The organism is Pseudoalteromonas prydzensis (genome assembly GCF_001661495.1).
GTDB classification, from domain to species: Bacteria; Pseudomonadota; Gammaproteobacteria; order Enterobacterales; family Alteromonadaceae; genus Pseudoalteromonas; species Pseudoalteromonas prydzensis.
On the sequence record NZ_BDDT01000001.1, the window covers coordinates 551,698 to 572,267 of the forward strand.

Here is a 20,570-nt window from a genome sequence, read left to right on the forward strand (position 1 = left end):
AATTTATATTAGCCCTAATGCGCAGCACTCCCTATTATTAATAACATGATATTAACCAACTTCAGTTGTCTGTTACTGAAATGGAACTTTTAATGAGTAAAACAAAAGTCCGTATGGGCATGGTCGGTGGTGCACAAGGCGCGTTTATAGGGGCTATTCACCGTATTGCAGCACGTTTAGATGGCTTAATTGAGTTAGTCGCGGGTTCTTTTAGTTCAGATCCAACACGCAGCCAAGCAACAGCAGCGATGTTAGGTATCAATCCAACCCGTTGCTATGACAGTTATCAGCAAATGTTTATCGAGGAAGCTAAGTTACCAGCAGATCAACGCATTGATTTTGTCGCCATTGTTACCCCTAATCATTTGCATTTTCCCATCGCAAAGCTGGCCATTGAAAGTGGTTTTCATGTTTTATCAGACAAACCTGCGACCTTGAATTTACAAGAGGCCTTGTTATTAGAGCAAACCTTGCAATCAAGTGATTGCTTGTATGGCTTAACCCACACTTATACGGGTTACCCGATGATCAAAGAAGCGCGTCACCGTATTGCTCAAGGCGAGCTGGGGGCTATTCGCAAGGTGGTTGTGGAATACAGTCAAGGTTGGCTTTCGAGTAGCGAAGACGAGCAAGCTAAACAAGCTAAATGGCGTTTAGATCCACAACAAGCTGGTATTAGTTGCTGCATAGCCGATATTGGTGTCCATGCTGCAAACTTAGCTGAATATGTCAGTAACTTAGAGATAACTGCGTTATGCGCAGATTTAAATCAGGTTGTGCCAGGGCGACCCCTCGATGACGATGGCACTGTATTACTGCGCTTTAACACAGGTTGTAAAGGCGTGTTAATGGCAAGCCAAGTTGCACTTGGCGAAGAAAACAACCTTAATATTCGTATTTACGGCGATAAAGCCAGCATCGAATGGTCGCAGATGGAACCCAATAGTTTATGGCTAAAAAGTCATAATGCGCCGACGACCTTACTACGCGCAGGGGTCGCACTAAAAAGCCAAGCAGCTCAAGGGGCTTTACGTGCTCCGGCGGGTCACCCAGAAGGTTACCTTGAAGCATTTGCAAATATCTATGTCAATTTTGCTAAGCAGATTGAAGCGAAAAAAGCGGGTAGCTTAGCGAGTAACGCTGATTATGACGTACCAGGTATTAAAGAAGCCATTCGTGGCATGGCATTTATTGAAAATGCTGTCGAAGCATCAAGCCTAGACACTAAATGGCACTCATTTAAAATTGGATTAGTAAACTATGAATAAAATAAAAGGCCCGGCAATATTTTTAGCCCAATTCATCAGTGATGAAGCCCCTTTCAACAACTTTAAAAGTATTTGCCAGTGGGCGGCAAGTTTAGGCTATAAAGCAATTCAACTCCCCACCTCAAATCCCGAGCTGTTTGACTTAGAAAAAGCCGCTCAAAGCCAAGCTTACTGCGATGAGGTGACTGGTATTGCAGCACAAGCAGGGCTTACAATTTCAGAGCTATCAACGCATTTACAGGGTCAATTAGTTGCAGTACACCCAGCATACGATGAAATGTTTGATAACTTTGCACCAGAACAATTACGCGGTAACCCTGCAGGCAGAACCCAATGGGCGATTGAGCAATTGATGATGGCAGCCAAAGCCAGCAAACAGTTAGGTTTGACCACCCACGTTACTTTCTCAGGCGCTTTACTTTGGCATACCTTCTACCCTTGGCCGCAACGACCACAAGGCCTAGTCGAGGCTGGGTTTACTGAACTGGCTAAGCGCTGGCTACCGATTCTAGATTACTTTGATGAAATGGGCGTGGATGTTTGTTACGAGCTTCATCCAGGTGAAGATTTACATGATGGCATTACCTTCGAGCGCTTTTTAGCCGCGACTAATAACCATCCTCGCGTAAATATTCTTTATGATCCAAGCCATTTTGTATTACAGCAACTTGATTATCTTTCGTTTATTGATATTTATCACAAGCGTATAAAAGCATTCCACGTCAAGGATGCTGAATTTAATCAAAATGGCCGCAGTGGCATCTATGGTGGTTATCAAAATTGGCAAGACCGACCAGGTAGGTTTCGCTCATTAGGCGATGGTCAAATTGATTTTAAAAGTATTTTTAGCAAATTAACCCAATATGAGTTTGATGGTTGGGCCGTTTTAGAATGGGAGTGCTGTATCAAGCACCCTGAAGACGGCGCGCGTGAAGGCGCTAAATTTATACAAGATCATCTGATCCGCCCCACAGCTAAAGCATTTGATGACTTTAGTGCGATGGCAACCAATGATGATCGAAATAAGCGGATATTAGGCATTAAATAAACAGGATCACACACAATGAATAATAACAATAATCACCGTATTATTTTTCGGCTTTGCTGCATCGCATTGATTGTTACATCAATGACGTTTGCAATAAGAGCCGGTATTTTAGGGCAATTAGGCGAGCAGTTTGGTTTAACTGGCGCTCAACTAGGCTGGGTAAATGCCATGGCTTTTCTCGGTTTTCCGGTTGCGACTATGCTCGGTGGCATCATATACAATGCCATTGGCGCGAAGAAACTAGTGGCATTGGCATTTGTTTGTCACTTAGCAGGACTGCTTTTAACTATTATGGCAGAAGGCTTTTGGGGGCTGCTTATCTCAACCTTTTTAATCGGCTTTGCTAATGGCTCTGTTGAAGCCGGCTGTAATCCGCTTATTGCGCAAATGTATCCGAAAAACACCACTACTATGCTAAACCGCTTCCATGTTTGGTTCCCTGGCGGCATTGTCATCGGTGCACTGGCGTCAAACGCAATGACCTCTTTTGGATTGAACTGGCAATGGCAAGTGGCGTTAATTCTAGTGCCAACTGTTATCTATGGCTTAATGATGGTCAAAGCACAGTTTCCACAATTTGATGCTCAACAAAACTCAACGACCAGTAACTTAAAGCACTTACTGTCACCTTTATATCTGTTTTTAATTATTTGCATGACCCTAACCGCAGTTACTGAGTTTGGTACTCAGCAATGGATAGAACAAATCCTCGGCTCATCAGGTGCCTCGCCTATGGTTATTCTCGCGCTTATTACTGGGTTAATGGCACTAGGGCGTTTCTTTGCAGGGCCTATTGTGCATCGCTTTAGCCCATCGGGCGTGCTACTAGGTTCAGCGGTGTTTTCAACCATTGGCATATTTTTAATGAGCCAAGCGCAAGGCAGCGCAATTTATTTTGCCGCTGCACTATTTGCCATCGGCGTTACATACTTTTGGCCAACCATGATTGGCTGTGTTGCTGAATACACGCCAAAAACTGGCGCGTTAGGCATGTCATTGATAGGTGGTGCGGGCATGTTTGCAATGAGCTTGTGGAATCCAGTTATAGGTTACTGGATTGACACTGCGAAACAGCAAGCTCAACAAACACAAGTCTCAGCAGAGCAAATAGAAGTGCTCGCTGGACAGGCAGTTTTACAAAACCTATTGATCTTTCCAATTGTATTGATAGTTGTCTTTATAGGGCTTCACCTGTTTATAACAAAACAAAAAAATGTAGAAAAATACGTTTAATAGTAATAAGTAGCACACAAAAATAAGGGGTATTACATGCTTAAATCAATCTCGGTTTTGTCAATTGCACTGGCATTTAGCGGCGCTGCATTTGCCAAAACAGCTGATAACCAGCTAAGCAAAGAAGAACAAAAAGCTGGCTGGCAATTACTGTTTAATGGCCATGACATGTCGCATTGGCGTAATTTTAAAAGCGATTCGATCAGCTCAAAATGGATAATTGACGATGGCGCTATGTTACTTACCAAAGGCGGTGGTGACATATTAACGAAAAAGAGCTATGAAAACTTTGACTTAAAGCTTGATTGGAAAATCAGTGAGGTCGGCAATAGTGGTATTTTTATACTCGCCGATGAACTTGGCAAGTATATATACTCGCACGCACCGGAAATTCAAATTATCGATAATGAGCGCCATTCTGATACCAAAATTGACTCTCACCTTTCAGGCTCTATTTATGATTTGCTAACAGCACCGAAGTCGGCTCATAAGCCTGCAATGCAATGGAACACGGTACGCATCAAAATGCTCAATAACCATTTACAGGTTTGGCAAAATGGCGTTAGCACAACAAGTATTGTTGTGGGCAGCAGTTCATGGAACACCTTAGTTCAAAACAGTAAATTTGCAACTTGGTCTAACTTTGCCACTGCCAATAAAGGCCGTATTGGCTTACAAGATCATGGTGACAAAGTGTGGTTTAAAAATATTAAAATTAAGGAGCTATAATTATGTCAACGTTTGATCATAAAGTGTTAGTTGTTGGCTCTGGAGCTGGTGGTGCCATGGCTGCATACACCCTGACAAAACTAGGCCACAAAGTCTTATTACTTGAAGCAGGCCGTAATTACGACCCTAAAACAGAAAGCCCCATGTTTCGCCGTAACAGCGAAGCTCCCCTGATGGGCGCAGGTAACAAAGATAAAAATTTTGGTTTTTACGATGCCACCGTTGATGGCGGCTGGCAAGTACCAGATGAGCCTTATACCAGTGCAAAAGGCAGTGATTTTTATTGGTGGCGTGCGCGTATGCTAGGTGGTCGAACTAACCACTGGGGCCGTTATTCATTACGCTTTAGTGAGCACGATTTTAAAGGTAAAAGCCGTGATGGTCACGGCGCAGACTGGCCATTTGAATATACTGATTTAGCACCTTGGTACGATAAAACTGAAGAACTTGTAGGCATATGTGGTACCAATACCGGCCACGAAGATATGCCTAATTCATCACCAGGTATTTTACAGCCACCACCTAAACCACGGGTACCAGAGCTATTAATAGCAGCGTCGGCTAAAAAACTAGGCATTGATGCTGTGCCTATGCACCGTGCGGTATTAACACGCCCGAAAGATGACCGTATGGCCTGTTTTTATGCGACTCCTTGTGGCTCTGGTTGTTCTATAGGAGCAGCATTCCAAACCACAACATCACTGCTCCCAATGGCAAAAGCAACCGGTAACTTAAAAGTAATAACCGACGCCATGGTTAAATCAGTGAAAGTTGATGAGCAAGGTAAAGTAACTGGCGTAACCTATGTTGATAAAAACACAGTAACAGAGCATGCCCTTGATGCTGATGTGGTTATCTTAGCTGCAAGTGCCTGTGAATCAGCACGTATTTTATTAAACTCAAAGAATAAAAAGCACCCTAAGGGGCTGGCTAATTCAAGTGGTCAAGTTGGCCGAAACTTAATGGACTCGACCGGTGCATGGTTAGGCGCACAAATTCCAGCACTTAAAGGTCGCCCACGCTATAACGAAGATGGCCATACCGCCAATCACTTATTTATTCCGTGGTGGGGTCACCAAGCACAAGCAAACAATGAACTTGATTTCCCCCGAGGTTATCACTTTGAACTAGGAACAGGGTTTGGACAACCGGGCTCTGGCGTATCGGGAGATAAACAAGGCTATGGCCCTGCCCTTAAACAACAAATACGTGATGCCTATGGCTCGTATGTAGGGTTTGCATTACGTGGCGAGATGTTACCTAACAAAGATACTTACATGGAAATAGACGAAAACGTCAAAGATAAATGGGGTATTCCGGTTTCAAAATTCCACTTTAAGTGGTCAGACAGGGAATTAAAGCAAATTGAGCATGGCTTAAAAACCGCGAAGCAAATCCTAGAAAATATGGGTGCAACCGTTGGTGAATTGCCACCTGCTGAAAAAGCGATTTCAAAAGGCGGCGAAATTATTCATGAAGTGGGCACCACCCGAATGGGTAGCTCAAAGCAAGACTCTGTAACAAACCAATGGGGTCAAACATGGGATTGTAACAATCTTTTTGTTATGGATGCGGGGGTATTTGCGTCAAACCCTCACAAAAACTGTACGCTCACCATCATGACACTGGCAATGCGTAATTCAACTTGGCTTGCTCAACAAATTGATAACGGGGTACTTTAATTATGCATCATCGTAACGAACACGACTCATATAACTATGTTTCTAACATGAGCCGTCGTGAGTCATTAAAATGGCTTGGTTTATTAGCTGCGGGCTCTGCGGTTGGTTTAACTGCTGGCTGTACAAAAGCACTTGAAGATGACGTGCCAGTTTCTGCAAAAGAGCATTGGCCTGATTTAGATATTAAACCTGTGACAGCTAAAGGCTATGGCCAAGATCCTAATTTGGTGATGCCTCCAGAATCACCTTGGCCGCTGACATTAACAGCAGACGAACTTACCTTAGTTGCCCTGTTAGCTGATTATATGGTACCCCGTGAAGGGGCTATTCCTTCAGCCAGCGAGTTACAAGTACCCGCGGTTATCAATGAATGGGTTAGTGCCCCTTATGAAGGGCAGCAACGAGACCGAATTAAAATCTTAAATTCACTCGCGTGGCTTAATGACGAATCGCAGCTGCGTTTTAAAAAGCAATTTGTTGCGCTTAATGAGCAACAACACCGTGCAATCTTAGACGATATTGCGTTTTTGAATGAGCAAACACCCACGCAGTTTCAGCGTATTGGCAAAGCATTTTTACGCTTTAAAGAATTAGTGCTCGCTGCCTTTTTCTGCACGCCTGAAGGCTGTAAAGACATAGGTTATCTGGGCAATGTACCGATTGCTGGTGATTACCCTGGACCATCTAATGAAGCAAAAGCCCATTTAGATACTGTTTTAAATGAGCTTGGTTTAAGTGAGTTCGCTTATAAGGAGCTGTGATCACAACATAGAGTTTTACCCATCAAGTTTAGTCTCTAACCATTTATTAGCGTGCTAAAATGGTTAAGATGCTATTTGCCCAGACCAAAGCAGGGATTTATTCCCTGCTTATTTTTTAGGTATTTTATTATGTTTAAAGCCTGCTATTTACCATTTTTTAAAGCTATCGTAAGTATGCTAGCCATACTTGCACTGCACTCTTTTCCTGCCTCTGCAACTACTAGTGAGCCTGTTAAAGTCAGCGTGCAATTGTGGTCGGTTAAAGATGCATTAAAAGCTGATTTTGATGCAACCATCACAGCACTTGCCGACATGGGCTTTCAAGGGCTCGAATTTGCAGGTGATTTTGGCCCTTATAAGGACAACCCTCGCGCACTTAAAAACAAACTCGCTAGCTTAGATTTAGTGGCCAGCAGTGCACATATTGGCTTTGATGCATTAACTGAAACCAACTTAATGGCAACCTTATTATTTTATAAAACCCTCGGGGTCACTACTATATTCGTGCCGTGGGATGAGCGCGCATGGGATCCTAAAGGGGTTATGTCACTGACAAAGCAACTCACTGAGCTTAATGAGCTTGCACAAAAATATGAGATGCAAATTGGCTTTCACAATCATAATAGGGAGTTTGAACAATTTAAAAATGCGACCTATTGGGATGCGATTGCCAGTAATACCCCCACTAATTTGCCACTGCAACTAGATATTGGTTGGGTGCATTACGCTGGCAAAGAGCCGCTATATTTCATAAAGAAATACGCTGGTAGAACTTACGCAACACATTTAAAAGTTCGCACCCACGAAAATGACGGCTTAAGCCCGATATTCGGTGAAAATAACTATCCTTGGCGTAAAATAATTCAGTCGCTCATTACTGACGGTGGCACAAAATGGTTGGTTGTAGAGCAAGAAGAGTATCCTGCTGGATTAACGCCTTTACAAAGCGTTGCTAAATCAAAAGCTAACTTAGATAAAATACTTCACAACATGTAATACTGTACGCTAGGAACTCGCTTAATGATAAACGAGTTCCTGCACTCTATTTACACATCCCACTCGGTCAGCGCATCTTTTACATAAACGTAGCGCCATGAGTTAAGCAGATCAGGTTTAGGAGTCTGCGCTCGTTGCTCTGCAGTTAACTTCCAATTCCAACTTATTAGCTGATTAATTTGCTTTTTAGATGCAAGTACATCTTCAGGTATGCCCTGCTCTTTCGCAGCTTTAGTAATCTTTTGTTTGATCTCTTTAGCCACTTTTTTATAAGCAGGAAAGTCGATAAGCCGTTTTAATGGCTCAGGAAAATCTGAAACCGGCACTACTTTTGCTTTTTCTATGCACTTTAAAATCTCCACACCAGAGCGATTAACTTCAATACTTTCAACTTCTGGAATGTTGCGCAGTGCATTTAGACTGGTTGGTTTACGTTTCGCAATTTCAACCAAGTTATGTTCTTTTAAAACAAAATTAAGCGCTAAGTTTTTACGAATCGCTTTATTACGCCGCCATGCTGCAAGCTCTCTTAGCACAGCGAGATCGGCAGGTTTTAATTGCCATGAATTTTTAATATCTTGATAAAGATGTTCATCGGGGATTTGATAAGCGCGTTTTTGGGCCACGAGCTCACTTTCATTGATCACAATATCAAAGAAATCAGCTTCATTTATTTGCTTAATAATAATCTCAAAACACGGCAATAAATGAAATACATCCGCTGCGGCATAATCAAGCTGCTTTTCGGTAAGCGGACGCTGTAACCAATTTGTCCGCGACTCACTTTTATCTATTTCAATATTCAGTAAATTTTTAACCATATGCGCAAAGCCCATGCAGTTTCCGCTACCTAATAATTGCAATGCAAATTGCGTATCAAATAAAGGCATCGGCACAAAGCCAGCATATTTTTGAAATACTTCAATATCTTCAGAAGGCGAATGTAACACTTTTAGAACGGTGGGATCGCGTAAAATTTCCCAAAAATCAAAGAGCGATAATTCAGCAAGGGGGTCGATAAGCGCTAAATGCTCACCATCGAACACTTGGATGAGTGCCACTTCAGGATACAAAGTACGACGGCGCATAAATTCGGTATCAATTGCTAAGATAGGTTTGTTACGAATTTGCTCAACAAACTCATTTAATTGATTTTGGTTTTGGATCAATTGATATTGCACTTAATCTCCTACAGTAAAAAGCCGACAAATAATGTCGGCTTTTTAGCTTACTAATCTTTCAAGGCTCGTCTGAGTATTTTGCCAACATTCGTTTTTGGCAACTCATCCCTAAACTCAACCAGTTTGGGGACCTTGTAATTAGTTAAATTATCACGACAGTGGTTTATTATATCTTTTTCAGTTAAAGATGGGTCTTTTTTAACAATAAAAACTTTAACTTGTTCGCCACTAACTTCGTGTGGGATACCAATTGCGGCAGCTTCAAGCACGCCATCATGCATTGCTATCACTTCTTCAATTTCATTTGGGAACACATTAAAGCCAGATACGATGATCATATCCTTCTTACGATCAACAATGTAGAAGAATCCTTCGTCGTCATAGGTGGCAATATCACCGGTTGCAAACCAGCCATCTTGCAGGCATTCAGCGGTCGCATCTGGTCGGTTATAGTAACCAACCATGACTTGCGGACCTTTTACCCATAATTCACCCGGCTCACCTTTAGCCGCTTCTTCACCGTTATCTAACATTAGTTTGATTTCAGTATTTGGCGCAGGTAAACCGATCGAACCATTGTATGCATCTAAATCATAAGGGCTGACAGTAACCAATGGCGAACACTCGGTTAACCCGTAGCCTTCCATTAATTTACTGCTAGTGACTTTTTGCCATTTTTCTGCAACAGGACGTTGCACAGCCATACCACCACCCAATGACATTTTCAGACTTGAAAAATCAAGTTCAGCAAAGCCTGGAGTATTCAGTAAGCCATTAAATAATGTATTTACACCGGTAATCGCGGTAAATTTATGTTGGCTTAACTCTTTTACAAAGCCTTTCATATCACGTGGATTAGTGATCAATAAATTTAATCCACCATACTTCATAAATGTTAAACAGTTAGCCGTTAGCGCAAAGATATGATAAAGCGGCAACGCAGTGACAACAATTTCTTTGCCGCTCACTAATACTTTATCTAAACAACCCGATACTTGCTCTAAATTACCCACCATATTGCCATGGGTTAACATTGCGCCTTTAGAAACACCCGTTGTACCACCTGTGTATTGCAAAAATGCAAGATCAGATAAACACACTTCCGGTTTACTGTAATCAGATTCGTTGGTTCCAAGTAAAGCTTCAAACTTAATTGGCTCAGGCAGTGTATAACTTGGCACCATTTTTTTTATGTGCTTAACAACAAAGTTAACTAGATGCTTTTTAATACCACCCACCATATCACCCACTTGGGTAACAACAATGTGCTTTATATTCGTATTCGGCAGTGCCTTTTCGAGCGTGTCCGCAAAGTTAGCAAGAATGAAAATTGCTGACGTTTGTGAATCATTTAACTGATGTTCAAGCTCGCGAACTGTATAAAGTGGATTAACATTAACCACCACACAGCCGGCACGTAAAATGCCCAATATTGAAACCGGAGTTTGCAATAAATTTGGCATCATCACAGCGACTTTATCGCCTTTTTTCAAACCAAGATCATTTTGAATGTAAGCTGCGACTCGCTTGGTCGCGCTGTCCATTTCAGCATAACTCAATGTTTTACCCATATTGGTAAACGCAGGCAAATCTTTGTAATCAGTGAAGCTTTTTTCAAACACTTCTAACAACGAGTTGTAGTGCTCAGGATCGATTGTTTCAGGCATACCCTCTGGGTAGCGCTTCAGCCAAATTTTTTCCACTCTTAGCTCCTGTTCTATTTATAATTTATTTTTATTAAACCTTAAACTAAGTAAGGCAATTCCACAATTGAGCAATAACTCTAATTTTGCAAATATTCCCACATTTTGTGCAAATATACAATTAACATGCACCAGTTTGCAGCATAAATGCTTGAACTTGTTGTAAACATTGTGCCGGGCTTTGCATATGACAGTGATGTCCTCCCTCTACCTTGCTTACTATTAACTCTTTGTAATAACGATGGTATTTATCTAAATTCTGATTCACAAATGCATAACCTTGACGTCCTAATATTAATTGGCAAGGTACATTTATTTCGCTTATTGCCGCTATACATTGTTGTTCATCAAACCTAAAACCTGAATGATTTTTAAGCTTTGGATCAGTACTTAACATCCAACCCTGATCACTTTTGATTATATTTCGCTCCATAAGGACTGTCACTAAATCAAATGGTATGTCACTAACTTGCGCACGCGCTTGGTATATTGTTTGTTTTGAGTCGTAATGTCTTGGTTTTTTTTGCTTGAGACGATGTCGGTTTAAAATTGCGTTGCGCAGTTGCTCAACAACTTGTTCACTTGGGGTCGTGATCACACCAAGCCCTTCTATCATAGTCACTGATTTTACTTTTTCAGCAAAACAACTGGCAAACAGCCCTGCCGCCATAGCCCCCATCGAGTGGCCAACCAAATGTACTTTATCAACCCCAAGTTTATCAATTAAATTATAAATATCATCTATATAATCTATAAAATAATAGTGGGCATCAGCCCCTCGCCAATCAGACTTACCGTGTCCTGGAAAATCAATGCAATACCAAGTTGCAGATAATGCGCTGTTTTCTAGCATTGGTAAAAATGTATGGCAATTATCTAACCAGCCGTGCAACCCAATCACAACTTCATCGCCTTGGCCAAAGGTTAGGCCATGAAGTGTTAATTCGCCACTTTGTACTGAAAATGGATGCACTTGGTAATTCCTCTTTATTTTTGGGTTGTTTACCGTAAAAGACATTTATTTATCATACAGGGGGTATACAATAACACCACATAATAAACAGGGTACAAAAATGAAAAAACACATTAGCCTCTTGGCATTATTATGCTCTGCAACTGCATACGCAGAGCAAGCACCGAAAAATATTATTTATATGATTGGTGATGGTATGGGGCCCGCTTATACTACAGCATACCGTTATTTTAAAGATGACCCAGCAACTAAAGAAATAGAAAGTACTGTATTTGACACTATGCTTACGGGTATGGCCCACACCTATCCTGACGATCATACCTATGTAACTGACAGTGCCGCAGGTGCAACCGCATTAAGCTCTGGCCATAAAAGCTATAATGGTGCTATTGCTGTTGATACTCATAAAAAACCTCTTAAAACCATGCTTGAGATCGCCAAACAACAAGGCATGATCACTGCACTTGTTGCCACCTCGCAAATTAACCATGCCACCCCTGCTAGTTTCGCCTCTCATAATGAATCACGTCGTAACTATGATGAAATTGCCGATGATTACATCGATAATAAAATAGCGGGTAAATTACCTGTCGATCTAATGCTTGGTGGCGGCACTAAATATTATATCCGCGAAGACCGTAATTTGGTTGCAGAATTTAAACAGGCTGGCTATCAATACAGTGATGACTTTGCTACTTTGAAAGACATCAAGCAAATTCCTGCTTTGGGTTTATTTGCCCCAGTTGGCCTTGATTTTGCGTTAGATAACAATTCAACTCGATTAACTCAAATGACCAATAAAGCACTTGAGTTGCTTGATAAAAACAAAAAAGACGGCTTTTTTGTGATGATCGAAGGCAGCCAGATTGATTGGTGTGGACATGCTAATGACATTGCCTGTGCGATGGCTGAAATGGATGACTTTGCTAAATCAATTGAGCAAGCAAAAGCCTACGTTGATAACAACCCAGATACCTTACTAGTGATCACAGCTGATCACTCTACTGGCGGACTAACATTAGGTGCTCATGGTCAATATAAATGGGAAACTGAGGTTGTTAAAGGCGTTAAAGCTACTGCCGTTAAATTAACCGAAAAAATGTTAGCCTCGGATGATTTAAAAACGATTTGGACCGCTAATACAAATATTGACTACACACCTGTAAACCAAGCTAAGCTTGAACAAGCGAAAAAGTTAGGTGACAAAGCATTAAACTTAGCCATTAAAGATATTATCAGTAACGCCAGTTTTACTGGTTGGACAACAGGCGGCCATACCGCAATTGACGTACAAGTTTTCGCTCATGGTAAAGGTGCTGAGCAATTTATCGGCTCGCAAAATAATACTGATATAGCAAATAAGCTGATTAGTTTTATCGAAAAAAAATAAGCTTGCGTGTTTAAGTTATTTTTTATGAAAAGTAGCAACAATTTAAAATGCCCCCTTATAAAAAACAGCCCTGCTACATTATAGTAGGGCTTTTTTAATTCCCGCCCAACTTTGCTATGCGCGCTGAAAAACCTAACTACCTCATAATATTTTATTAAATGTTTTAAATTGAGAGTGATAACAGGTTAACTAATAAAAACTGGTTTATTAAAGTACGGGGTTTATTAGGCGTATATATCAACACCGATCAAGCTTTGTACTTCAGCTCGACGCTCTAAGTTTGCAAACTCGGTATATGTAGAAATAGCGCGACTTACTTTTACAGTAGGTTGATCATAAATAGTTTGTCGATAGCTCGGCGGTACGGTTTCGCTCTGAAATTTATCAGCAAGCGCAATACCTGCTTGACTCGATTTTACAAATTCAGCAGACTTTTTATTATCGGCAACAGGTTGCTCTAATAAGCCTTGAGGTTTATTAGGTATGGTCTGTTTTGAGGTGATTTTACCGGGGATGTCTCCCGTGTAAAAACCTGAGCCAATGGGTATTGTCACAATCACGTCTCACTATTTAGGTTATTAAATTATGTGCCATATTTAATAACCTTGCAAGTTGCTTTGCCAATCGCTTTATTCGCGACCTGGAAGCTTTTTCCATGTCACTGTATCACGTACATATTTTGGCTGAGCTTGCGACGCAGACACAGTCCGTTTCGCTGTAAACTCATGGCTAACATTGGCTAACATAAAGCCTGCATCTGGTAATGTGATCTCGTTGTTAACCACAATATTAGCATTATCTTGCAGTATGTCTGGGTAGCTTTGCCAGCCCGTTCCAACCGCAATGCCATGCTTATCTGCAAGGCTTAGCAATGCTGGTTTTAATACTTGCTCTTCACCTTGCAACGCCATAATACCAATATCATTTAGCGTATAGTGAGCAAAATAAACCTCGCCCATACGCGCATCAATGGCACTATAAACATGTGTTTCACCGGTTTGCTGATACGCTTGTTGTGCCATCATTTGCAGCGTTGATACCCCAACCAGCGGCAATTTACAGGCATAAGCGAGACCTTGTGCAATCGCAACACTAATACGTACGCCGGTAAAACTACCCGGACCTTGGCCGAAACCAATGACATCTAAATCTGTTAATTTACAATTTGCTTGCGCTAACAATGAATCTACTAGTGGTAAAATCTTTTGGCTATGTTGCTGCGGGCACTCTTCAAAATGGTGAAAAAGTTGACCGTTATAACTAAGCACTAATGACAATGCTTCGGTAGAGGCATCAAACGCCAGTATGTTTATGTTGCTCGCAGTTAGTTGCGTATTCATGAAAGTTATTTCTCTAATTAATATGTTCTAAAAATTCGCTGGCAGCAGCCAAGCTTCGGGTACGGCGCATCGGCGGCAAGCTTTTTAAGAATACTTGGCCATATTGACGTGTTACTAGGCGGTTATCGCAAATGACCAACACGCCCTTGTCTTTATTATCACGAATTAAACGACCAACACCTTGTTTTAACGCAATCACGGCTTGCGGTAATTGTATATAAGCAAACGGGTCATGGCCTTGTAATTGTGCATCCTGCATTTTAGCTTGTAATAATGGATCATCCGGCGCCGCAAAAGGCAATTTGTCAATAATAACACAACTTAACGCACTACCTCGAACATCAACCCCCTCCCAAAATGAAGCCGTACCAAGGAGTACTGCATTACCATGACGGGTGAACTTTTCAAGTATAATACGCTTAGACATTTGCCCTTGCATATAGATTGGATAATCAATTTGTGTACTTAAGCCCTCAGCCACTAAGTGCATCATCCGATAGCTAGTAAATAATACAAAACAGCGCCCTTTGGCTGCTTTTATTAAATCTAAGGTAAGTTTAACAATTGCATGCGGCATATTTGCCGCGTGTGTCTCTGGTAAGTAGCGCGGTAAACATAATAGTGCTTGCTGATAATAATCAAACGGGCTGTCTACCATCATGCTTTTAGCAGGTTTGAGACCAAGGCTTGCATTAAAATGATCAAGGGCATTATCGACAGATAAAGTCGCAGAGGTAAATACAAACCCAGCGCCGGTGTCTTTCATCATTTGTGCAAATTTAACAGACACATTCAATGGTGTGATATGAACGGTGAGATAACGCCGAGTTGTTTCATACCAATAACTGTAGCCAGTTTGGCTAATATCAAACACTCGCTCTAATTGGCCTTTAAAGGCAAGTGTGCGCTCAAATGGGTGTTCTATTTTTTCACTTCTATCTAAGCAATGTTTAAGCACTTGATATAAAAAATCGAGATCACTAATAACACGATGTAATGCGGCGCAAATTTCTTTACTTGCCAGCATTTGCCGCCAATCTCCACGACTACCATCAAGACCAAACTGCAAGCGTAAATCAGCAACACTGGTTTCTAACTTATTGAGCGTTTTACCTAATTGCAGCATATCGGGGATGTCGGCACGGTAAATGGCGCGCAAATCGTTAATTAGATCCACCAGCTTTTTGGTACTCACACTTTCACCAAAATAATCACTGGCAATTTCGCTCAGCTGATGTGCTTCATCAAAAATATAGGCGTCAGCGGTTGGAATAAGCTCTGCAAATCCGGTGTCTTTCACTGCCATATCTGCAAAGAACAAATGGTGATTAACCACCACAACATCGGCATCCATGGCTTTTAATCGCGCTTTACGAATATAGCAATCTTGAAAATCAGGACACTCTTTACCTAGGCAATTATCGGCAGTTGAGCTTACATAAGGTAAAACTTTAGCGTCTTCTTCAATCCCAATACAATCGGCAAGATCACCGGTGTGGGTTTCACTGGCAAATTTAGCCACCATAGCGAGTTGGTGCATCACGTCAGAGTCATCAGTCGGTACATGGGCAACATGCTGGTTTAGCCGGTAGATGCACAAGTAATTACTACGCCCTTTTAGTAAGGCGGTTTTTTTACTGGCGTTGAGTGCTTTTACTAACTGTGGCAGATCTCTATGATACAACTGCTCTTGCAGCGCTTTTGTACCGGTAGAAATAATGGTTTTACCTTTAGATTTTAATGCTGGAGCAAGATAAGCATAGGTTTTACCTGTACCTGTGCCCGCCTCGACCACGAGCTGGGTGCGGTTTTTCAATGCCTCACTGACCGCCACCGCCATGTCAATTTGCGGCTGACGCGGAGTATAACCGTCCAATGACAACGCCAATGGCCCATCTGCACTAAAAAGCTGTTTGATAATAACGATCGCTTAACTAAAAATAATAGCAAGATTTTACGCAAGCGCAGTAGCTAGAGCAAGTGAATACGAAAAGCAAATAGCAAAGGAGCTTACCTTTGCTATTTAAGGCTTAGCATTACTGCGCAGTAATAGTCAAAGTGATCCCACTTGCTGCGCTATAGCCATGTAGATCAATATACCAAGTTCCTGCTTGAGGGTTGGTAATTGTACAGCTTTCATTATTACCATTTTTATAAGGTCGACACTGATATGTGGTCGTTGAAGACGGCGCTGCAAAATTCAAATACAGATCAGCATCGCCATTACCACCGGCTATTGATACATCAAGTGCTGTATAACCACTGGGCAATTGCTGAGTAAAGCGCGTCCACTCACCCGTAGCCACACTGACATTACTCTCGACCCTATTGATAGGCGGTGTTCCTGATGTTGCTGTGTAACTACCGGTTAATGATACCCCTGTGATCTGACTCCAAGCTTCAACCATCACATGGTAAATGCCTGCTCGTAGATTATTAATAGCGCATGTTTCATTACTTGTGGCGGTGGTACTTTTACAATCAAAGTCTTGCAAAGTCGGCGGTGTTGCATATTTAACATAAAGATCGGCATCGCCACTGCCGCCCGTTGTGGTAAAACTTAAATTACTGCTTTGCGCTGGAACCGATAGAGTATAAAAAACTTGCTGTTTAGCTTGTGCATTAATGCCTGAAACTGTCACCCCATTTTCTAATTCATTGTTTGCTGGAGGGTCAATATCTCCAGCATTTTTCGCCATTTCAGCAAGGTAGCTGACAGCTAATTTTGCAAACTTACTGGCGTGGTCAGCATCAAAACTACTGTCGTTTGCTGTATGGATCAGCGGGTTAATATCAGCCATGCGCGACTCAAAAGGCATAGAAGCCGCGAACCCCTGCTGATACCACGAGGCATGATCTGAACAACCATAACCACATTGGTCAAAGCCATATGTAATCGCTGGTAAGTAAGTATCAATCAACTGTCCTAAAAACTGATTTTGGGCGGTATTTGTGTAATCTGTCATCATCACAATATCATCGCTACTACCATGGTTACCGGTCATATCAAATTGCACCATGCCCAGTACATTCTTACCTTGCGATTTATACGCAGAGGCAATGGCTTTAGAACCACGCAGCCCCACCTCTTCCGCAGCAAACCCCATTATTTTAATCGTTCGTTGTGGTTTATAGTCGTTGACCACAATGGCGCGCAGCACTTCAGATAAGACAGCAATACCAGAGGCATTATCATCAGCACCAGGTGCTCGGCCATTACTCGGGTTCGATTGGTTGATAGAGTCTAAATGACCACCAATAACGACTATTTCATCCACCTTTTCATTACCTGGAATAGTCACAATAACGGATGACTGCGCCCAACTATGGCTAAAAAAGTCAACACTAATATCAGTGCGGCTACTCGCTATCTGTTGCCAGTAGTTTTTTAACCACTGCGAAGCATCAACACCAGTTTGTACTGAATAATAGCGATTATGAAAATTACTCATTGAGTTTACAGTATTGGTTAAATCATTGGTGCTAATTGTATTAATAAGTTGCTGCACAGTTTGCCCATTATCAATGCTGTAACTAGCGACAACACTATTTGTAGAGAGCGCCTGTACTTGGGCTAGTTGTTCAGTGTATAACTGCGCTTCAGCTAATGACTCATGTGCCACAAAACCACCGCAACGATGATAATTGTCATGCATAAACTCACTTAAATTGGCGACCTCATCTTGATTGATACGCATAAAATTCACTGTTTCTAAACGAGTGTCTTGTACAGTAAGACGTTCGGCCTGAAGATGGGCTGTTTGATTCAGCATATAATGCTTAGCAGCGATAGGATCAATCGTAACCCAAATATCCTCTAAATCTTGAGCTGTGCTGAATGGACTTACCAACAGTGACACTATGCCAAGCAATGCACTGGGTACAAAAATATTCATAAAGATTTCCTTTTTAATCTGTGTTTATTGAATTTATGTGCAAAAAAATAAACAGATAAATAAGGGAGCGGATGCTCCCTTTGGTGAGGGGTTGGTTAGTTAGCAGATATAGTCAAGGTTACGCCGCTGGCAGCACTGTAGCCTCTTAAATCTACATACCAAGTACCAGCTTGTGGATTGGCTATGTTGCAGCTTTCATTGTTGCCATTTTTATATGGGCGACACTGATAAGATGACGTTGAAGATGGTGAACCAAAGTTAACATACAAGTCTGCATCACCTGAGCCACCAGCAATCGATACATCTAATGACGAGTACCCTGCGCCAAGATCTTGGCTGAATCGAGTCCAACCATTTTGGCTTACACTAAGATTAGATTCTGTACGGTTAATGGGAGTCGGTCCACCATTGCCGCCGTCAAAACTCCCCGTCAGTGATACACCTGATATTTGATTCCATGCTTCAACCATTACATAGTAAGTACCCGCTTGAACATTACTAATAGCACAGTTTTCAGTGCTTGTTGAAGTTGTACTATTGCAGTCAAAAGTAGTGAGTGTTGGTTTAGAGCCAAACTTAACATAGAGATCCGCATCACCAGTGCCACCGGCAGTATTGAACTGTAGGTTAGTCGCATTGGCTGGTACATCTAAAGTAAAAAACAGTTGTTGTTTTTCACTACCACTAATACCAGTACGCGGCACACCATTGGTAAGCTGCTCATCAGCTGGTGGTGGGTTTGTTCCACCACAGCTGCTGCCTGAACTGAGGTTCGAAGTAACACCCACCGCAGCAAGCGCGCTTTGTACATCCGCTGGGTCATAGTTTAAATCACATGCAGCGTCCATTGCGCCATTCCCCGCTAAATCCCAATTGGTACTGGCAGTCCAATACAGTTGATTAGCCCGAGCCATGACCACAAATGCTTTCTTCGTATCCCAACCAGCTGTGGTCGCTAGGTTATAAAACGCTTTATTAAACACGCCTGAGCTGTAGTGAACATCCATACCTGAATAATAATTTGCTTGGTTATCAATCGAGCTGCCATCTTGGGTCGGATTATTCATATAACGTAATGCGCCATTGCCTTTGAAGATTTCTTGCCCGACTAGCCAATCATTGCTGCCTTTCATGTAAAACTCAGCAGCTTCACCAGCCATATCAGAAAAGGCTTCGTTTAAGCCACCTGATTTACCACTGTATACTAGCCCTGAGTTTTGCTCTGTAAAGCCATGACTTACTTCATGTGCGGACACATCTAAACTAACCAACGGATAAAATGTATTTTGGCCGTCACCGAATGTCATTGCACTGCCATCCCAAAAGGCATTTTCATAGTTATTACCATAATGAACGCGCATTTTTAATTGAAACGACAGTGGCGCCGTGCCAAGCCAATCGTTGTACATATTATAAATCACGTTACCAAAATAGTGAGCATCGTTAAGGGGAGAATACGCCCCATTAACTTCCTTAAAGGTGTTTTCTGGGCAGGTAAATGAATACGCTGTAGAGCCACTAGTACCGCCATTTAAATTAATGGTTTTTACATTGGCGCTATTCATCGTGCAGTTATTACCAGACTGTGTGACATCTAAGCTACCAAAGTCAGTACCATAAATGTATTTCCCCGTTTTTAAATTACCACCTGGGCCTGTTGCATTTGCATGCTGAAGGTTATCAAAACTATGTAGCAACTCACCTGAATGAGCATCAATGATTTGATACGGGCGAGCAGGCTCAGCGCCATAGGTTACATAAGTTACTTCGTAGACTAAATGGGCAATATTGTCTTCATCAATCCAAATTGCCAAGCGAGATTGTTCGTTGTGTTTTTTGAGACCAACGGCTTTTGCTGCAGCGGGTGAGCTTTGTTGACCACGTGCGATTGCCATTTTTTTAGCTAGTTTAGGCTTAACACTATCTATATCGCTACTAATATCATAAACCGCAGCACCATGAGCACGCTTTAACTGTCCGTTACTGTTAAACGTTAAACTCACGGTATCGCCAATCACTGGCACCCCTTTATATTGTTGTTGATATCGACGGGTAGTATCACCGTTGTTACTTTTTACTTCTTTTAAAACGACCAAGTCGCTGCCATCTTCTAAGCCTATTAACTGCTTTGGGCTTGCCAAAAGAACCGCCGAGGCACTCGTTTGTAATGCTTTATTTAGGCCCATCTGTTCATTTAGGTATTGTTTGCTCGCAGCCATTGCGGTTGATGCTTGTGTAAAAGCCAGAACACCAATAGTTGCTAATGTGATTTTAGATAAATTCACGTTTACGCTCCGTTAGATTGTTATATTTAATATTTTTGTATTAACCGGCACTGCCTGTTCCCGATTCAAGTTCAGCCTATACGGC

16 protein-coding genes are annotated in these 20,570 nt (G+C 41.8%); 8 read left to right on the forward strand and 8 right to left on the reverse strand.

The window, feature by feature from the left end; translation table 11 throughout:
• Positions 1-92 precede the first annotated feature (92 nt).
• The 7 genes from A7968_RS02260 to A7968_RS02290 all read left to right on the forward strand — a co-directional run bounded on the left by A7968_RS02260 (position 93) and on the right by A7968_RS02290 (position 7,717).
• Entirely contained in the window at positions 93-1,268 is a 1,176-nt protein-coding gene (locus A7968_RS02260) for a Gfo/Idh/MocA family protein (RefSeq protein WP_064664942.1), read from the forward strand.
• Entirely contained in the window at positions 1,261-2,316 is a 1,056-nt protein-coding gene (locus A7968_RS02265; RefSeq protein ID WP_064664943.1) for a sugar phosphate isomerase/epimerase family protein, read from the forward strand. The genes A7968_RS02260 and A7968_RS02265 overlap by 8 nt, the downstream gene beginning before the upstream one ends.
• Before the next feature lie 15 nt (positions 2,317-2,331).
• On the forward strand, positions 2,332-3,549 hold the full coding sequence (locus A7968_RS02270; protein WP_064664944.1) for an MFS transporter: 1,218 nt from the start codon (positions 2,332-2,334) through the stop codon (positions 3,547-3,549).
• A 36-nt stretch (positions 3,550-3,585) separates the two neighbouring features.
• The gene (locus tag A7968_RS02275) at positions 3,586-4,278 is read left to right on the forward strand and encodes a 3-keto-disaccharide hydrolase (protein WP_064664945.1); all 693 of its coding nucleotides are present in this window, start codon (positions 3,586-3,588) and stop codon (positions 4,276-4,278) included.
• Positions 4,279-4,280: 2 nt separating this feature from the next.
• Complete coding sequence (locus A7968_RS02280; protein WP_064664946.1) at positions 4,281-5,960, forward strand: GMC family oxidoreductase; 1,680 nt, start codon at positions 4,281-4,283, stop codon at positions 5,958-5,960.
• 2 nt (positions 5,961-5,962) lie between these two features.
• On the forward strand, positions 5,963-6,721 hold the full coding sequence (locus A7968_RS02285) for a gluconate 2-dehydrogenase subunit 3 family protein (protein ID WP_064664947.1): 759 nt from the start codon (positions 5,963-5,965) through the stop codon (positions 6,719-6,721).
• Positions 6,722-6,895: 174 nt separating this feature from the next.
• Entirely contained in the window at positions 6,896-7,717 is an 822-nt protein-coding gene (locus A7968_RS02290; protein ID WP_244270398.1) for a sugar phosphate isomerase/epimerase family protein, read from the forward strand.
• A gap of 50 nt (positions 7,718-7,767) precedes the next feature.
• On the opposite strand, the gene rnd is transcribed toward A7968_RS02290, so the two are convergent.
• From rnd to A7968_RS02305, 3 genes are all read right to left on the reverse strand, one after another.
• Positions 7,768-8,898, reverse strand: a complete 1,131-nt coding sequence (gene rnd, locus A7968_RS02295; RefSeq protein WP_064664949.1) for a ribonuclease D — start codon at positions 8,896-8,898, stop codon at positions 7,768-7,770.
• A 50-nt stretch (positions 8,899-8,948) separates the two neighbouring features.
• Positions 8,949-10,601 (reverse strand): long-chain-fatty-acid--CoA ligase FadD, encoded by a 1,653-nt coding sequence (gene fadD / locus A7968_RS02300; protein WP_064664950.1) that lies wholly within the window; start codon positions 10,599-10,601, stop codon positions 8,949-8,951.
• Positions 10,602-10,722: 121 nt separating this feature from the next.
• Positions 10,723-11,574, reverse strand: coding sequence for an alpha/beta fold hydrolase (locus A7968_RS02305; RefSeq protein WP_064664951.1), 852 nt, complete (start codon positions 11,572-11,574; stop codon positions 10,723-10,725).
• Positions 11,575-11,674: 100 nt separating this feature from the next.
• Here A7968_RS02305 and A7968_RS02310 point away from each other — a divergent pair, with 100 nt between their 5' ends.
• Complete coding sequence (locus A7968_RS02310; RefSeq protein WP_064664952.1) at positions 11,675-12,964, forward strand: alkaline phosphatase; 1,290 nt, start codon at positions 11,675-11,677, stop codon at positions 12,962-12,964.
• 224 nt (positions 12,965-13,188) lie between these two features.
• On the opposite strand, the gene A7968_RS02315 is transcribed toward A7968_RS02310, so the two are convergent.
• The 5 genes from A7968_RS02315 to A7968_RS02335 all read right to left on the reverse strand — a co-directional run bounded on the left by A7968_RS02315 (position 13,189) and on the right by A7968_RS02335 (position 20,485).
• The gene (locus A7968_RS02315; protein ID WP_064665358.1) at positions 13,189-13,518 is read right to left on the reverse strand and encodes a hypothetical protein; all 330 of its coding nucleotides are present in this window, start codon (positions 13,516-13,518) and stop codon (positions 13,189-13,191) included.
• A 75-nt stretch (positions 13,519-13,593) separates the two neighbouring features.
• Positions 13,594-14,304: a tRNA (adenosine(37)-N6)-threonylcarbamoyltransferase complex dimerization subunit type 1 TsaB gene (tsaB, locus tag A7968_RS02320; RefSeq protein WP_064664953.1), complete on the reverse strand. Its 711-nt coding sequence runs from the start codon at positions 14,302-14,304 to the stop codon at positions 13,594-13,596.
• A 13-nt stretch (positions 14,305-14,317) separates the two neighbouring features.
• The gene (yoaA, locus tag A7968_RS02325; protein ID WP_064664954.1) at positions 14,318-16,231 is read right to left on the reverse strand and encodes a DNA repair helicase YoaA; all 1,914 of its coding nucleotides are present in this window, start codon (positions 16,229-16,231) and stop codon (positions 14,318-14,320) included.
• Positions 16,232-16,340: 109 nt separating this feature from the next.
• Complete coding sequence (locus tag A7968_RS02330; protein WP_064664955.1) at positions 16,341-18,200, reverse strand: M28 family metallopeptidase; 1,860 nt, start codon at positions 18,198-18,200, stop codon at positions 16,341-16,343.
• 95 nt (positions 18,201-18,295) lie between these two features.
• On the reverse strand, positions 18,296-20,485 hold the full coding sequence (locus A7968_RS02335; RefSeq protein ID WP_064664956.1) for a M4 family metallopeptidase: 2,190 nt from the start codon (positions 20,483-20,485) through the stop codon (positions 18,296-18,298).
• Positions 20,486-20,570: the final 85 nt, after the last annotated feature.

Bases quoted from the DNA above. Each gene is read 5' to 3' on its own strand.
- A7968_RS02330 (WP_064664955.1), bottom strand. From the start codon at position 18,200: ATGAATATTTTTGTACCCAGTGCATTGCTTGGCATAGTGTCACTGTTG.
- A7968_RS02285 (WP_064664947.1), top strand. From the start codon at position 5,963: ATGCATCATCGTAACGAACACGACTCATATAACTATGTTTCTAACATG.
- tsaB (WP_064664953.1), bottom strand. From the start codon at position 14,304: ATGAATACGCAACTAACTGCGAGCAACATAAACATACTGGCGTTTGAT.
- A7968_RS02290 (WP_244270398.1), top strand. From the start codon at position 6,896: ATGCTAGCCATACTTGCACTGCACTCTTTTCCTGCCTCTGCAACTACT.
- A7968_RS02270 (WP_064664944.1), top strand. From the start codon at position 2,332: ATGAATAATAACAATAATCACCGTATTATTTTTCGGCTTTGCTGCATC.
- A7968_RS02275 (WP_064664945.1), top strand. From the start codon at position 3,586: ATGCTTAAATCAATCTCGGTTTTGTCAATTGCACTGGCATTTAGCGGC.
- A7968_RS02280 (WP_064664946.1), top strand. From the start codon at position 4,281: ATGTCAACGTTTGATCATAAAGTGTTAGTTGTTGGCTCTGGAGCTGGT.
- A7968_RS02260 (WP_064664942.1), top strand. From the start codon at position 93: ATGAGTAAAACAAAAGTCCGTATGGGCATGGTCGGTGGTGCACAAGGC.
- A7968_RS02265 (WP_064664943.1), top strand. From the start codon at position 1,261: ATGAATAAAATAAAAGGCCCGGCAATATTTTTAGCCCAATTCATCAGT.
- A7968_RS02310 (WP_064664952.1), top strand. From the start codon at position 11,675: ATGAAAAAACACATTAGCCTCTTGGCATTATTATGCTCTGCAACTGCA.